Raw genomic sequence first — 14354 nt, forward strand, 5'->3', positions numbered from 1 at the left:
CATGGTAGGGGTCGTTGGTTCGAATCCAATTAAACCCACCACTTCTGCATAAAGAAATAAAAGCCGCATTGCGCACCCTGCGTCCTTAGCTCAGCTGGTTAGAGCATCACCTTGACATGGTGGGGGTCGGTGGTTCGAATCCACTAGGACGCACCAGATTATAAAAAGCCCGCTCATCGAGCGGGCTTTTTGCATTCTGTCCGCCCTCCCTTCCCCGCCAATCTGTTCATCACCGACCGGGCAATGGCGCAGAACCTTGTTCCCATAAAAAACCTGTGCCATCCGATAAACGACACGGGCCGGATAGATGCCGCCAGCGCCTCAGCTCTGCACGGCAATCTCGTACTTCTTTATCTTGCGATAGAGGGTGGCAATCCCAATCCCCAGCGCCTGTGCGGCCAGTTTTTTGTTGCCAAGCCGCTGCAGGGTCTCTTCTATCATCTGTTTTTCCATGCTCTCAAGGCCGCTCTCACCCGGAACGGGTTCAGGCAGCTTCTCCGGCGTGGCGGCGAGCGGAGCTGTGGCAGGCACATTGAACGACGCATCCAGATTGGTCACCGGGATCGACTGGGCCGCCACGCGATGGGGCTCCTGATTGCGGATGATGTTGGGGGGCAGCAGACTGGCGTCAATCACTTCGCCCGCCTGGCTGACGTTGACCAGATATTCGATGAGGTTGCTGAGCTCGCGCACGTTGCCCGGCCAGCGATACCCCTTGAGCAGCGCCATCACCTCGGGAGCCAAACCGGGATAGACAATGCCAATGCGGCTGGTGTGCAGGTTGAGGAAGTAGTGGGTCAGCAGCTCCACGTCCCCTTCCCGCTCCCGCAGTGGCGGCAGGTTGAGGGGGATGACGTTGATGCGGTAGTAGAGATCCTCGCGAAACTTCCCTTCGACGATGTATTGATCGAGATGCTGGTGAGTAGCGGCGATGATGCGAATATCCACCGGCACCGGTCGGCTGGCCCCGATGGGGGTCACCTCCCGCAGCTCCAGCACCCGCAGCAGCTTGGCCTGCATGGTGAGCGGCATGTCGCCAATCTCGTCAAGGAACAGGGTGCCCTGATGGGCTGCCTGGATCAGGCCCTGCTTGCCACCGCTGGAAGCACCGGTAAAGGAGCCCTTCACATAGCCAAACAGCTCGCTCTCCAGCAGTTGTTCGGGAATGGCGGCACAGTTGATGGCAATAAAAGGCTTGTCCTGACGGGGACTCAGGCGATGGACAGCGCGGGCCACCACCTCTTTACCGGTGCCGCTCTCGCCACAAATCAGCACGCTGGAGGGGCTCTGGGCGATGCGGTGCAGCAGTCGCTTGAGGGTGCGCATCGGCTTGCTCTCGCCGATCAGCTGATCGATCCGCACATCCGGATCCGGCTCCTGCACCTGACCGGAGTGGGACTGGTGAAACGCCATCAGAAAGAGCTGCTGGCCCTGCACATGGTGTAGCTGGCCGATGATCAGCTCCTGACGCCCCTCAAAGGTGATGATGTGCTGAAGATGACCACTCAGCCCCTGTTGGGAGAAAGTGAGCGGGCGGATCCCCACTTCGCGCCCCTGCAGCTGTTCCTGCTGGCAACCCAGATGATGGAGCGCCGCCTCGTTGGCGTAGAGCAGTTGACTCTTGTCATCGAGCAGCAGGCAGCCCTGATCCATGTTGGTCATCAGATTGAGGAACACCTTGTTGACCCCGTCCGACAGCCCGCGCGAATCGAGCAACTTGGCCACAAAGATGGTGGAAATGTGGCGCACATAGTCGCACACATCCTGCAGATTGTTGTTGAGGCGCGCCTGCTGCTCGTCGCTGAAGGCCACCAGACTGATCACGCCGATGCAGCGCTCGTCCACCATGATGGGGACCCCGAGGAAGGCGCGCTCACGGCAGCTCTCCTTGCAGGTACAGCCGTCACACACGGGATCATCGCTGGTGTGGGTAACGATCTTCTCCCGCTGATTATCAATCACATAGCGCAGCAGGCGGGAATCCCCCTCCAGCTGACGTCCGAAGAACTTGCCATAAGGCCCGGTGCCAGCCACCCGAACCATATCGGCATCCACAATCTCGACCTCAAGCTGCAGCACACTCGCCAGCATCTTGGCAAAGCGCAAGATGGTCGGCTGGATCTGCATCAACAGACACTGGTTGCTCACGGATCTCATCCATCATTCCTTTTTGTTCTTGTTATCCTCCCCCTAAAGGGAGTCATGCTAGCCAGATACTAAGGGATATCAGGGGGAACTACTTCGGGGGGGATCACGAAAAGGGAAAATGATCTGCATCCTCCGCGACTTCAGAGGTACAGATAAAATTCAATAAAAACATAAAGATGAAAACACATGCAGCGAGATGAATCACTTGGGCCAGCCAAGCCTGCTGATCCGCAAAGTCCATCGACAGATCATGCTGAATGTGGGGAACCCAACCTCTGAAATGGCATTTGGTTCACGCACCACGTACCTGTTTCAAGACTTGGCACTCATGGTCGAAATCCGCTTTATCTTGCGGCTGAATGTAACTTTGCCAGCGGGCAAACAGCTCGGCCGTCGGATAACGGTGCAGACGAATACCGGTGCGATAGAGTTTGGGAAAGAGTGGGTCAGGCTGGGATCTCACGACCAGACCGCGCAGCTTCTCGCCAGAGGGAATGGCAATCACCAGCTCATCCCCCTCTTTCAACCGTATGGCCCCCAGAATGCCGATGCCGCCGATGGCTATGTCGCGCACCACCACATAGGGCACCGGGTTGAGCAACTCCAAAAACCAGTTGCGACGGCTGCATTGTGCCTTGTAACCACCGCCACTGAGGATAAAACGGCGGTGTCTGCGCCAGTCATAACCGGTAGGCAATGCCGGGTCATAGCGCGATTTTGCCTGCCCCACAGGATCAGATTGCTCACTTGTGCTCATCCGGTTTCCCTCACTGGCATTGGTTAAACAGTGTCAGTCAGCTCTTTTTCAACTATAGCTGTCGCCGTTAGCCCTGGGGCTCAGGGCCGGATACGGGGACGACAGATATATCACGGAGGCAATAATGGACAGAGATGGCATGGATTAGATGCGAACTACTGCGACTCGGTTCGATCAAGCAATAGACCAGTGAGTCGCACCGCCGCAGCGATGCAATCTGACTTAGCCGGGCAGATGAAGTGCCAGCCAGACCGCCAGCGGGATCACTAGCACAGAGAGGGCATTGCCGCCGAGCACGATACTGGCCACCTTGTCCGGCTGACAGTGATACTGCTCGCAGAGCATGTAATTCAACACCGCAGGGGGCAAGGAAACCGACAACATCAACAGCGGGATCCACTCCGTCTTGAGGGGCAACAGCCAGATCGCCAGCAGCAGCGACAATCCCCCCGCCAGCAGATAGAGCAGGTTGCACTTGAGCGCGAGGCCCAGGTGATCGAGTTCTCCCTCCATCAGGCGAATGCCCAGCGCAAAGAGCATCAGGGGCACCGAGATCTGGCCGAGCAGCGAGGCCGTGGTCACCACATATTCCGGCAGCGTAATGTGCAAGTTGGCCACCAGCAAACCGGCCAGCGCGGACCACAGTACCGGGCTGCGCAGCCACAGCCAGCGGGAGGTATTGGCCGAGAGGATAAACATGCCGACCGAGAAGTGCAGCAGATTGGAGAGCACAAAGAGGATCACGATGGCCCCCAGTTGCTGCTCGCCAAATGCCAGCACCATCAAGGGGATACCAAGATTGCCGGTATTTCGGAACATGGCGGGCAAGATCAGCGCTGCCCGCTCAATCCCTTTGAGTTTGAGCAGCGCGAGCAGCAGACCGGGTAACAGAATAACCAGCGCCCCCGCCGCAATCAGCGGCATATGCTCCGCCAGCGCCAGCGGATACTTGACCAGCGCGGAGAAGACTAGCGCAGGGGTAAACAGCTCGATATTGGCCCGATTGACGTAACCGAGCGCAGCCCCCGGTCGCAATCGCCCGTAGAGTGCACCGAGCCCGACCACACCGAACACCGGAATGACGATATTGAGCAAGGCGCTGAACATGGGCTGCGTCCGTTACAGTTCGCGGGCCGGTTTGCCCATCAGCACCACCGGATCCAGCGTCACTTCCAGTGCGCCGTTACTGACCCAGAGCTGACCATCGGAGATAGTGCAGGTGAGCTGCATGGTACGCTCGACCATGGCGGTGAGCGGCAGTGTCTGGCTGTCGGAGAGTTCGATGATGCTGAGGTTGTCATGCTGGCTCAGCTTGCCCTGGTTCTGCTTCCACCAAACGCTGGTGCCACGACCACCGTAGAGATAGAGCACCACCTGACGGGCGCGGTTGCAGGCCTTTTTCAGCCGTTTTTCATCGGGTTGGCCCAGCTCGATCCAGAGCTCTATTTCGTCCGAGTAGTTCTTGCACCAGAGCTCGGGTTCGTCATCGGCGCTCAATCCCTTGGTGAACTCCAGTCGCTCAGCGGCGTGCCAAGCAAAAGCCGCCAGCCGGATCATCATCCGCTCATCGGTTTCGGAGGGGTGGCGCGCCAGCGTGAGGGAGAAGTCCTGATACAGATTGCGATCCATATCAGACAAACTGATCTGGGCCTTGAATACGGTTGCCTTGAGAGCCATAGAAAACCTTGAACCCCTGATAAGAGAAGGGTGAGTGGGAAATACGGGCGCCAGTGTAATCAAAATCGGCGGCAGGTTCGACCATCCTGACCAAAGATTTCCCCTTCCCTGCCGGGATAAGTGCTTTAAAAAACACAAAAAACAAATGCCAGTCCGAAGACTGGCATTTGGCGGCATGGAGAAGCGACTCACTTCTCGGCGGACTGTACCCCGAACGCATTCAGCAGCATGCAACAGGTCACTGCCACCGCCACGAATCCGCTCAGAAAGATAAAGGGCATGGCCCCGTATCCCAGTACTGTCCAGATGGTGTGTTCAAGAAGACTCATTGTTGTGTCCTTCATCCGGTGAAAGGTGTGTTCCTTCTGGCGGATATTGGCTCCGCTCTTGATGCCTCCATTTGACCTCAATCAGCGGTTGGGTCCTATGCCACCAAAGTGATAAATGCAGGGTTCATTTGCGCTGGATCAAGCTTTTTGGCCAAATATCCATGCAGTTCAAGCAATTACCACCGCCAATCAAGGATAGACACAAACACGACAGAATAAAAAAACGCGCCGGATGGCGCGTTTCTTGGACAGCACAGGCAAGGGATCAGTTGTCGCACAGATCGCTTGGCATGTCCTGACGCAGGCGGGTCCAGAGCTTGCCGGACTCGATACCGTACTGACGCACCGTCATGAACACGGCTTCGTGGTTCTTGGTCTCCGCCAGATTGAGCAGAGTCTTGTAGTAGGCATCTGCGGTCTCACGGGCCTGCTTGTCGGAGAAGTAGTAGCTGCCGACCCGGCTGTACAACCCTTTGAAACCGTTCAGGATCAAAGCGTAGATCGGATTGCCGGAAGCAAACGCCAGCTGGTGGTGCAGGCGATAATCGAACTCGGCATAAGCCTGGGCGTTGTTCTCGACCCCATCGGCGCCACGCAGGATCTCGGCGGCCTGCTCCGGATTGTGACGGATCGCCCCGCGGATAAAGATGGTGCAGATGTGGGTACGGGCGGAGAGCAGCTGAGCTATCAGATCAGGTACCTTGTCCTGATCCAGACGAGCCAATGTCTCCAGAATATTGAGGCCGGAGGTTTCCCAGAAATTGTTCACTTTGGTCGGCTTGCCATGCTGTATGGTCAACCAGCCATCACGGGCCAGTCGCTGCAGCACTTCGCGCAAGGTAGTCCGCGTCACCCCGATCAACTCGGATAATTCACGCTCGGCGGGCAGAATAGATCCGGGAGGAAAGCGATTGTTCCAGATGGACTCGATGATGTATTCCTCGGCAAACCCAGCTGGGCTCTGCGCTTTTATAACCATGAATTGACTCTGTTGTAATGCGTAAAAAGGCTGACGAATGATATCAAAGCGATGATGGCTGGCAAGCATAAGGTCAGTCCTCTGCTCACATATGGCAAATATAGTGTTGGGAATATGTATCTAATCGCCACGAGGGAGCCAGCCAACCCCGACAAGGTGGTTATAAAACAGACACATGGGCAGAGATCCATCGGCTATCATTTATAATCGTCACGCTTTTTGATTAAAATCACGAGGAATCAGACAGATAAAGGCCAACATCCGGAGGCACAGGTCGAATCATCCTTGACTGCATAGAAGCAGATCCTAACAACAAAGTTGAGACCCATTATCATGCCAATAAGCCTAGGGCAGGCATTCGCCAAGAACTTCTTGGGCAATGCACCACAGTGGTATAAAAGCGCCATCTTGCTATTTCTGGTGATCAATCCGATTGCCTTCCACCTTGATCCTTTCATTGCGGGCTGGTTACTGGTCGTTGAGTTTATCTTCACCCTCGCCATGGCCCTCAAATGCTACCCCCTGCAACCGGGTGGTCTGCTCGCGATCGAAGCCGTGTTGATCGGCATGACCTCCGCCGATCAGGTCAAGCACGAGCTGGTCGCCAATATCGAAGTGCTGCTGTTGCTGGTGTTCATGGTGGCAGGCATCTATTTCATGAAGCAGCTGCTGCTCTATGTCTTCACCAAGCTGCTGATCGGCGTACGCTCCAAGATCCTGCTCTCCCTCTCCTTCTGTCTGGTCTCAGCCTTCCTGTCAGCCTTTCTCGATGCCCTGACCGTGATTGCCGTGGTGATCAGCGTCGCCACCGGCTTTTATGCCATTTATCACAAGGTCTCGTCCGGCAAGGAGTTTGGTCACAGCCATGACCATACCGATGATAAGGAAGTCGCCGAGCTCAATCGCCAAGATCTCGACGATTTTCGTGCCTTCCTGCGCAGCCTGATGATGCATGCCGCCATCGGTACCGCGCTGGGTGGTGTCTGCACCTTGGTGGGCGAGCCGCAAAATCTCATCATCGGCGAGCAAGCCAGCTGGAACTTCGCCGAATTTGCCATTCGCATGTCTCCCGTCACCATCCCCGTCTTTATCTGCGGTCTGCTGACCTGCGTGCTGGTGGAACAGTTCCGCTGGTTTGGCTATGGCGCCCGCCTGCCGGACACGGTGCGCGCCATCATGGAGGAGTACAACCGCTACGAAGAGGCAAAACGCAGCCCGCAAGACAAGGCCAAGCTGATTGTTCAGGCGTTGATTGCGGTCTGGCTGATTGTCGGCTTGGCCATGCACCTGGCAGCCGTTGGTCTGATTGGTCTCTCGGTCATCGTGCTGGCCACCTCCCTGACCGGGATCACCGAGGAGCACTCGCTGGGTAAAGCCTTCCAGGAGGCTCTCCCCTTCACCGCCCTGCTGGCCGTCTTCTTCAGCGTGGTCGCCGTCATCATCGATCAGCAGCTGTTCAAGCCGGTGATCCAGCTGGTACTGGCAGCAAAACCGGAGAACCAGCTGGCCCTCTTCTATCTGGCCAACGGGGTGCTCTCCATGGTCAGTGACAACGTCTTTGTCGGCACCGTCTACATTAATGAGGTAAAGACGGCCATGCTCAATGGTGCCATCGACCGCGCCCAGTTCGATCTGCTGGCGGTAGCCATCAACACAGGTACCAACCTGCCGTCGGTCGCCACCCCCAATGGTCAGGCCGCTTTCCTGTTTATGCTCACTTCGGCATTGGCGCCGCTGCTGCGTCTCTCCTATGGCCGCATGGTCTGGATGGCGCTGCCCTACACATTGGTGCTGGGGCTGATCGGCTTTTTCTCTGTCGAATTGCTGCTTGGTCCTGCCACCGAGTGGTTCTATCAGCATGGATGGCTGGTGATGGAGAGTGCGCTGCCAGCGGTACAGCCGGCGCTGCATTAATCCATTGCGACGGTTTCCGAGGGCCCTTTCAGGGCCCTTTTCTTTTCGGTTCCGCTCTGCTCTAATTCAGCCACTGTTTTTTCTGAGAGATCAATGAGATGATCGAGTTTCTCCGCCGTATTGCCGCCCATCGGCTGGCTTGGGGCCTGTTGGCAGCATCAGCCCTGTTCCTCGAGTTGTGCGCCCTCTTCTTCCAGCATGTGCTGGGCCTCTCCCCGTGCGTGATGTGCGTTTACGAACGGTTGGCGACCCTGGGTGTGCTGGCCGCCGGTCTGCTCGGCATGGTGGCGCCGGATAAGTGGTATGTTCGCTGGAGCGCCATGTTGCTATGGGGCTACAGTGCCTTCCGCGGCTTCCAGCTGGCCCTCAAGCATGTGGACTATCAGGTCAACCCCTCCCCGTTCAACGTCTGCAGCCCGTTTGCCGACTTCCCGAGCTGGGCTCCGCTCGATCAGTGGCTCCCCTGGCTCTTTATGCCGGAAGGGGATTGTGCCCAGATCACCTGGCAGTTCTTCGGTTACTCCATGCCCCAGTGGCTGGTTGTCATCTTCGCCGCTTACCTGTTGGTCTTCACCGTGGTGGCCATCGGCAATCTGGTGAAAGGGCGTTGCTGCAACTGAGTGTCATACCCGCTTGGAGATAAAAAGGGGGAGCCATCATGGCTCCCCCTTTCTCGTACTAATTGATCGTATTTCTGGTTACGCCCTGGCAGTACCCATCTTGGCCTTGACCGCGCCAATTACCATGGGCAACAGGGAGATACCAATGATGCCGAAGATCAGCAGGGTAAAGTTGTGACGCACCACCGGCAGATTGCCAAAGAAGTGACCGGCATAAACGAAGGAGAGTACCCACAGCAGGCCGCCAACCAGGTTGAACGCCAGGAAGCGCGGATAGGTCATGGCCCCCATCCCTGCCACGAACGGCGCAAAGGTACGCACGATGGGCAGGAAGCGGGTGATGATGATGGTCTTGCCGCCATGCTTGGCATAGAAGGCGTGGGTCTTCTCCAGATAATCCCGTCGGAAGATTTTGGAGTCCGGGTTGCGGAACAGCTGCTCGCCGAAGAAGTGACCAATGGTGTAGTTGACCACGTTGCCCAACACGGCAGCGATGATCAGCACGGCCGCCAGGGTATGGACGTCCAGCACGCTGCCCACGGTAAGCGCACCGGCGGCAAACAGCAGGGAGTCACCCGGCAGGAACGGCGTCACTACCAACCCGGTTTCACAGAAGATGATGAGAAACAGGATGGCGTAAACCCAGACGCCATAGTTCTCGAACAGCTCTTTCAAATGCACGTCAACGTGCAGAATAAAGTCGATTGCAAAGAGGATCAGATCCATTTTTTCCATACCCATAAAGTGAACGGCGTGGAGTCTACGCCAATGCCATCCGGGCGACAATCACCGGGCTAGCCTCTTTTTCATCCCGCAGCGCCCACCTTCAAATGAAACCGTTTTTCCGCTTCCTTCGAGGGTGGGAGCACAAAGAGAGATGCCGAGCGCCGTGTTGAAAAGGTGAACTAGGAGACCTGTTCCAGCTCGCTGCGCACTGCAGGGGGCAGGCAACGCTCCCAGCCCCATAGCAACACCAGCAGCAGGGTCACATCATCGAACCATCCCAGCAAGGGCACCACGTCGGGGATAAGATCCACCGGACTGATGCCATAGAGCAGGATAATGATCACCAGGCCCCTCGCCCACCAGGGGGTACAGGGATGGCGAAAGCCCTGATAGAGACGACGAAGTCGTTGCCAGACAAGCCAGCGTTTGCGGCTCATGACTCGATCAACTCGCTGCGCAACTGCTGGATCTGATCCCGTAGTGCCGCCGCCTGCTCGAACTCCAGATCCCGGGCATGCTGGAACATCTGCTCCTCCATCCGCTTGATCTCTTTGGCAATCTCGCTGGCAGAGCGGACATGGTACTCCCCTTGCGGCTCGGCTGCCTTGCGCATCCCCCTGCCTGGTTTGCCTGCCGTGCGGCTGCCCCCCATGTCCATCACATCGCCAATGGATTTGATGAGCCCTTTGGGGGTGATCCCATGCTTGAGGTTATGGGCATGCTGCAAGGCGCGGCGCCGCTCGGTCTCCTCAATGGCTACCTTCATCGAGTTGGTGATGGTATCGCCGTAGAGAATGACCTTGCCGTTGAGGTTACGCGCCGCCCGGCCGATGGTCTGGATCAGCGAGCGAGTGGAGCGCAGAAAGCCCTCTTTATCCGCATCGAGAATCGCCACCAGCGACACCTCCGGCATGTCGAGGCCTTCCCGCAGCAGGTTGATACCCACCAGCACATCGAACTTGCCAAGGCGCAGATCGCGGATGATCTCCACCCGTTCGACCGTATCGATGTCAGAGTGGAGATAGCGCACCTTGACGTCGTGCTCCGCCAGATACTCGGTCAAGTCTTCCGCCATCCGCTTGGTCAGGGTCGTGACCAGCACCCGCTCTTCGACGGCGACCCGCTTGCGGATCTCGGAGAGCAGATCGTCCACCTGCGTGGTCACCGGACGCACCTCGATCTCCGGATCGAGCAGGCCGGTTGGGCGCACCACCTGCTGCACCACATCGCCGCCGGACTTCTCCAGCTCGTAGGGGCCGGGAGTCGCCGAAACAAACACCGTCTGCGGCATCAGCGCTTCAAATTCGTCGAACTTGAGCGGCCGGTTGTCCAGCGCCGAGGGGAGCCGGAAGCCGTACTCCACCAGGGTCTCCTTGCGGGAGCGGTCCCCTTTGAACATGGCGCCAATCTGCGGCACGGTCACGTGGGACTCGTCGATGATGAGCAGGCCGTCCCCCGGCAGGTAGTCAAACAGGGTGGGCGGTGGCTCCCCCGGCGCACGGCCGGAGAGGTAGCGGCTGTAGTTCTCTATGCCGGAGCAGTAACCCAGCTCCTGCATCATCTCCATGTCGAACTGGGTACGCTGGCTGATGCGCTGCTCTTCCACCAACTTGTTGAGGGACAACAGCTGCTCGCGACGGCTGCGCAGCTCCTCCTTGATATGCTCGATAGCCCCCAGAATGGTCTCGCGCGGGGTAGCGTAGTGAGTCTTGGGATAGATGGTGTAACGCACTACCGTCTGCTCGATGGCGCCGGTCAGGGGATCGAACTGGGAGAGGCGCTCCACCTCTTCATCAAAGAGTTCTACCCGCAGGGCCAGCTTGTCCGATTCGGCGGGGTAGATGTCGATCACCTCCCCCCGCACCCGGAAAGTACCGCGTTGAAACGCCATGTCGTTGCGGGTGTACTGCAACTCGGCGAGGCGACGCAGGATATCCCGCTGGTTGATCACATCCCCCACTTTGAGATGCAGCATCATGCTCAGATAAGCTTGGGGATCCCCCAGACCATAGATGGCCGACACCGAAGCAACGATCACCACGTCGCGCCGCTCCAGCAGCGCCTTGGTGGCGGACAATCGCATCTGCTCGATGTGATCGTTGATCGAGGCATCCTTCTCTATAAAGGTGTCGGTGGTCGGCACATAGGCTTCGGGCTGGTAGTAGTCGTAGTAGGAGACGAAATACTCCACCGCGTTGTCGGGGAAGAACTCCTTCATCTCGCCATAGAGCTGGGCGGCCAGGGTCTTGTTGGGAGCCAGGATCATGGTCGGGCGGTTCAGGGGGGCGATGACGTTGGCCATGGTGAAGGTCTTGCCCGAACCGGTCACCCCGAGCAGGGTCTGATGGGCCAGCCCCGACTCGATGCCATCCAGCAGTTGGGCAATCGCCGTGGGCTGATCCCCGGCGGGTTGAAACTGGCTGGCTAACTTGAACAATTTGCTCATGAACACTCCCGACACAAAACAGCAGGAGAGCAGTGTAACCGAGGGTTTGGCAGCGGTACACCCGTGCCATCATCCCGCGAATGGCTTGACCACCTCGGACACCTTCTGTATGATGCTCCTCCTTGCCTGATGTTCCCCCGTAGTTCAGTCGGTAGAACGGCGGACTGTTAATCCGTATGTCACTGGTTCAAGTCCAGTCGGGGGAGCCAATTTCTCACCATCTCGGTGCAAGTTATCCACTTTAGTGCCCTCTCCTGCCAATTTTAATGCACAAGATCCTTCTTGCTGCTGACGCTCCCTTTTGTTACCCGTTCCGGCACGACAGAGTATTCTCCTGTCGCATCTAACTATTTGATTTTTATACAAACATTTTTCTTCCGGTATTTTTTGAACAGCCCTTGCATCCCAGTGCTGGCGCGGCTTTCAGGGCGATAAACAAGTTTCATAAACAGGGTTATCCACAGATTCTGTGGGTAAGTGCAGCAAGCCCCGTCAGGACGCAGGATTGCCCTTGATGGCCCCCGGCAAAGAGTCATTTTGCTGGCCAACCTGATTTTATGCTGTTTTTTTGCTCCCTCCGAAACCACCTGGTGACAGGCTCTATTGGCACTTTTCAGAAGCATCTTTTTGCCAACCCATGCCCCGTGGGCGAACGGGCAAATATCAAGCTGATTTGCCCCTCTATCCACCATGGCGGCCATCGGTTGAATCTGCTGAAACTGATCCCCGCCAAGCAGCTGAACAGCAGAATCTAAAATATCGGCCTGCGCCAGAGCACTTCGGTCGCGGGCAGCAGATTTCACTAATTGACAACGACGGTTACAGCAAAAATTGCCAGATTTCATCCGCTTGTCTCCCTATCACGCCGCCGGTTCCACAAATAGCGTCCGATAACGTCCGATTAATCGCTTCCCTGCGCTTCTTTATTGGGGATAGATCCGGCACAATATCGACCCCACTTTTTTCCTCGGTTTTTCCGGGCATGACCATAGATTTCGTGACACTGCTACATCAAAGCGACTCCCTGCTGCTGTTCGTGGTATTGGCCTTCGGCCTGCTGCTTGGCAAGGTGCGAATTGGCAACTTTCAGATTGGCAACACCATAGGTGTGCTGTTTACCGCCCTGCTGTTTGGCCAGATGGGCTTCGAATTTGCGGCCACCACTGAAAACGTCGGCTTTATGCTGTTCATCTTCTGTGTGGGGATCGAGGCAGGCCCTCACTTCTTCAGCGTCTTCCTGCGCGACGGCATCCACTACATCACCCTGACCCTGGTGATCTTGCTGACCGCCCTGCTGCTGACGGTGGGGCTGGCCAAGTTCTTCAATCTGGGGCCGGGCATGGCGGCGGGGATCCTGGCGGGTTCCCTCACCTCGACCCCGGCGCTGGTGGGTGCCCAGGATGCCTTGCGTAGCGGTCTGCTCAACCTGCCTCATCAAACCGATATGCAGGCGGTGCTGGACAACATGGGCATCGGCTACGCCCTGACCTATCTGGTGGGTCTGGTTGGCCTGATGCTGGTGGTGCGCTATCTCCCGTCGCTGGCACGACTCGATCTCAATACCGAGGCGCAAAAAATCGCCCGCGAGCGGGGTCTCTCCGACAGCGAGAGTCGCAAGACCTATCTGCCCATCATCCGCGCCTATCGGGTGGGCCCCGAACTGGCAGCCTGGATCGGTGGCCGTACCCTGCGCGAGACCGGCATCTATCCCCATACCGGCTGCTATGTAGAGCGGATCCGCCGCAACGGCATTCTGGCCAGTCCCGATGGCGATGCCGTCATTCAGGAAGGGGATGAGATCGCCCTGGTGGGCTATCCCGAGAGCCACGAGAAGCTGGACGTCAACTATCGCAACGGTAAAGAGGTGTTCGACCGCAACTTGCTTGACCTACAGATCGTTACCGAAGAGATAGTGGTAAAGAATGACTCCGTGGTAGGCCGCCATCTGGTGGAGCTCAACCTCACCGAGAAAGGGTGCTTCCTCAACCGGGTAGTGCGCTCCCAGATCGAGATGCCGTTCGATCGCAACATCATGCTGCAAAAGGGCGACGTGTTGCAGATCAGCGGCGAGAAGCAGCGGGTCAAACTGCTGGCCAACAAGATCGGCTTTATCAGCATCCACAGCCAGACCACGGATCTGGTGGCCTTCACCACCTTCTTCGTACTCGGCCTGCTGATCGGCTCCGTTTCGCTGGTGTTCGGTCAGATCGAATTCGGTCTCGGCAACGCCGTCGGCCTGCTGCTGGCAGGCATTCTGATGGGTTACCTGCGGGCCAACCACCCGACGGTCGGCTATGTGCCGCCCGGCGCGCTCAGATTGGCCAAGGATCTTGGTCTGGCGGTCTTTATGGTGAGCACGGGCCTGAAAGCCGGTGGCGGCATCCTCGACCACCTCAGCGAGGTGGGTACGGTAGTGCTCTTCTCCGGCATGCTGGTGACCACCTTGCCAGTGCTGGTCGGCTATCTGTTCGGGGTCTGGGTGCTCAAGATGAACCCGGCACTGCTGCTCGGTGCCATCACAGGTGCCCGTACCTGTGCCCCGGCGATGGATGTGGTCAACGAGGCAGCCAACAGCTCCATTCCGGCGCTCGGTTATGCCGGTACCTATGCGGTGGCCAACGTGATGCTGACCCTGGCGGGCTCCTTTATCATCGGCTTCTGGTTCTAGCCAGCAGCCATCACATTACCGCTAACAAAGAAGGGAGCCTCAGGCTCCTAATGCCGATCAGTTAAGGATCCATTGACCGATCCTTCTGAT

13 protein-coding genes and 2 tRNA genes are annotated in these 14354 nt (G+C 57.5%); 5 read left to right on the forward strand and 10 right to left on the reverse strand.

Going from position 1 to position 14354, the window contains the following annotated elements:
• Window positions 1–79: 79 nt before the first annotated feature.
• Window positions 80–156 (forward strand) — tRNA-Val (locus L972_RS09145).
• Window positions 157–321: 165 nt separating this feature from the next.
• Here the strand turns inward: L972_RS09145 and L972_RS09150 are convergent.
• The 6 genes from L972_RS09150 to fadR form a co-directional block, all read right to left on the reverse strand.
• Complete coding sequence (locus L972_RS09150) at window positions 322–2157, reverse strand: sigma 54-interacting transcriptional regulator (RefSeq protein ID WP_047437723.1); 1836 nt, start codon at window positions 2155–2157, stop codon at window positions 322–324.
• Window positions 2158–2440: 283 nt separating this feature from the next.
• The gene (locus tag L972_RS09155; RefSeq protein ID WP_047437725.1) at window positions 2441–2905 is read right to left on the reverse strand and encodes a hypothetical protein; all 465 of its coding nucleotides are present in this window, start codon (window positions 2903–2905) and stop codon (window positions 2441–2443) included.
• A 222-nt stretch (window positions 2906–3127) separates the two neighbouring features.
• Window positions 3128–4012: an AEC family transporter gene (locus L972_RS09160; protein ID WP_047437727.1), complete on the reverse strand. Its 885-nt coding sequence runs from the start codon at window positions 4010–4012 to the stop codon at window positions 3128–3130.
• Window positions 4013–4024: 12 nt separating this feature from the next.
• Window positions 4025–4582 carry a YaeQ family protein gene (locus L972_RS09165; RefSeq protein ID WP_005336887.1) on the reverse strand — a complete coding sequence of 186 codons (558 nt, stop codon included), beginning with the start codon at window positions 4580–4582 and terminating at the stop codon, window positions 4025–4027.
• Window positions 4583–4770: 188 nt separating this feature from the next.
• The gene (locus L972_RS20755) at window positions 4771–4911 is read right to left on the reverse strand and encodes a TIGR02808 family protein (protein WP_005345965.1); all 141 of its coding nucleotides are present in this window, start codon (window positions 4909–4911) and stop codon (window positions 4771–4773) included.
• 265 nt (window positions 4912–5176) lie between these two features.
• Window positions 5177–5890 (reverse strand): fatty acid metabolism transcriptional regulator FadR, encoded by a 714-nt coding sequence (gene fadR, locus L972_RS09170; RefSeq protein ID WP_026034983.1) that lies wholly within the window; start codon window positions 5888–5890, stop codon window positions 5177–5179.
• A gap of 333 nt (window positions 5891–6223) precedes the next feature.
• Here fadR and nhaB point away from each other — a divergent pair, with 333 nt between their 5' ends.
• Complete coding sequence (gene nhaB / locus L972_RS09175) at window positions 6224–7804, forward strand: Na(+)/H(+) antiporter NhaB (RefSeq protein ID WP_005360973.1); 1581 nt, start codon at window positions 6224–6226, stop codon at window positions 7802–7804.
• Window positions 7805–7902: 98 nt separating this feature from the next.
• Complete coding sequence (gene dsbB, locus L972_RS09180; RefSeq protein WP_005336895.1) at window positions 7903–8424, forward strand: disulfide bond formation protein DsbB; 522 nt, start codon at window positions 7903–7905, stop codon at window positions 8422–8424.
• Window positions 8425–8502: 78 nt separating this feature from the next.
• On the opposite strand, the gene L972_RS09185 is transcribed toward dsbB, so the two are convergent.
• The 3 genes from L972_RS09185 to uvrB form a co-directional block, all read right to left on the reverse strand.
• Window positions 8503–9150, reverse strand: a complete 648-nt coding sequence (locus L972_RS09185; RefSeq protein WP_047437729.1) for a DedA family protein — start codon at window positions 9148–9150, stop codon at window positions 8503–8505.
• Window positions 9151–9329: 179 nt separating this feature from the next.
• On the reverse strand, window positions 9330–9587 hold the full coding sequence (locus L972_RS09190; RefSeq protein ID WP_047437731.1) for a YkvA family protein: 258 nt from the start codon (window positions 9585–9587) through the stop codon (window positions 9330–9332).
• Entirely contained in the window at window positions 9584–11596 is a 2013-nt protein-coding gene (uvrB, locus tag L972_RS09195) for an excinuclease ABC subunit UvrB (protein WP_047437733.1), read from the reverse strand. The genes L972_RS09190 and uvrB overlap by 4 nt, the downstream gene beginning before the upstream one ends.
• A 133-nt stretch (window positions 11597–11729) precedes the next feature.
• Here uvrB and L972_RS09200 point away from each other — a divergent pair.
• Window positions 11730–11805, forward strand: a tRNA-Asn gene (locus L972_RS09200).
• Between the two features lie 138 nt (window positions 11806–11943).
• Here L972_RS09200 and L972_RS21395 read toward each other — a convergent pair.
• Window positions 11944–12441 carry a hypothetical protein gene (locus tag L972_RS21395; RefSeq protein WP_047437735.1) on the reverse strand — a complete coding sequence of 166 codons (498 nt, stop codon included), beginning with the start codon at window positions 12439–12441 and terminating at the stop codon, window positions 11944–11946.
• 137 nt (window positions 12442–12578) lie between these two features.
• Between L972_RS21395 and L972_RS09210 the strand changes: the two genes are divergently transcribed.
• On the forward strand, window positions 12579–14264 hold the full coding sequence (locus L972_RS09210) for an aspartate:alanine antiporter (protein ID WP_005336899.1): 1686 nt from the start codon (window positions 12579–12581) through the stop codon (window positions 14262–14264).
• Window positions 14265–14354 lie beyond the last annotated feature (90 nt).

The sequence above is a fragment of the Aeromonas sp. ZOR0001 genome (assembly GCF_000801015.1).
Taxonomy (GTDB): domain Bacteria; phylum Pseudomonadota; class Gammaproteobacteria; order Enterobacterales; family Aeromonadaceae; genus Aeromonas; species Aeromonas veronii.

Coding starts and splice junctions, on each gene's coding strand:
- L972_RS09150 (WP_047437723.1), bottom strand. CDS start 2,157: ATGAGATCCGTGAGCAACCAGTGTCTGTTGATGCAGATCCAGCCGACC.
- L972_RS09155 (WP_047437725.1), bottom strand. CDS start 2,905: ATGAGCACAAGTGAGCAATCTGATCCTGTGGGGCAGGCAAAATCGCGC.
- L972_RS09160 (WP_047437727.1), bottom strand. CDS start 4,012: ATGTTCAGCGCCTTGCTCAATATCGTCATTCCGGTGTTCGGTGTGGTC.
- L972_RS09165 (WP_005336887.1), bottom strand. CDS start 4,582: ATGGCTCTCAAGGCAACCGTATTCAAGGCCCAGATCAGTTTGTCTGAT.
- L972_RS20755 (WP_005345965.1), bottom strand. CDS start 4,911: ATGAGTCTTCTTGAACACACCATCTGGACAGTACTGGGATACGGGGCC.
- fadR (WP_026034983.1), bottom strand. CDS start 5,890: ATGGTTATAAAAGCGCAGAGCCCAGCTGGGTTTGCCGAGGAATACATC.
- nhaB (WP_005360973.1), top strand. CDS start 6,224: ATGCCAATAAGCCTAGGGCAGGCATTCGCCAAGAACTTCTTGGGCAAT.
- dsbB (WP_005336895.1), top strand. CDS start 7,903: ATGATCGAGTTTCTCCGCCGTATTGCCGCCCATCGGCTGGCTTGGGGC.
- L972_RS09185 (WP_047437729.1), bottom strand. CDS start 9,150: ATGGATCTGATCCTCTTTGCAATCGACTTTATTCTGCACGTTGACGTG.
- L972_RS09190 (WP_047437731.1), bottom strand. CDS start 9,587: ATGAGCCGCAAACGCTGGCTTGTCTGGCAACGACTTCGTCGTCTCTAT.
- uvrB (WP_047437733.1), bottom strand. CDS start 11,596: ATGAGCAAATTGTTCAAGTTAGCCAGCCAGTTTCAACCCGCCGGGGAT.
- L972_RS21395 (WP_047437735.1), bottom strand. CDS start 12,441: ATGAAATCTGGCAATTTTTGCTGTAACCGTCGTTGTCAATTAGTGAAA.
- L972_RS09210 (WP_005336899.1), top strand. CDS start 12,579: ATGACCATAGATTTCGTGACACTGCTACATCAAAGCGACTCCCTGCTG.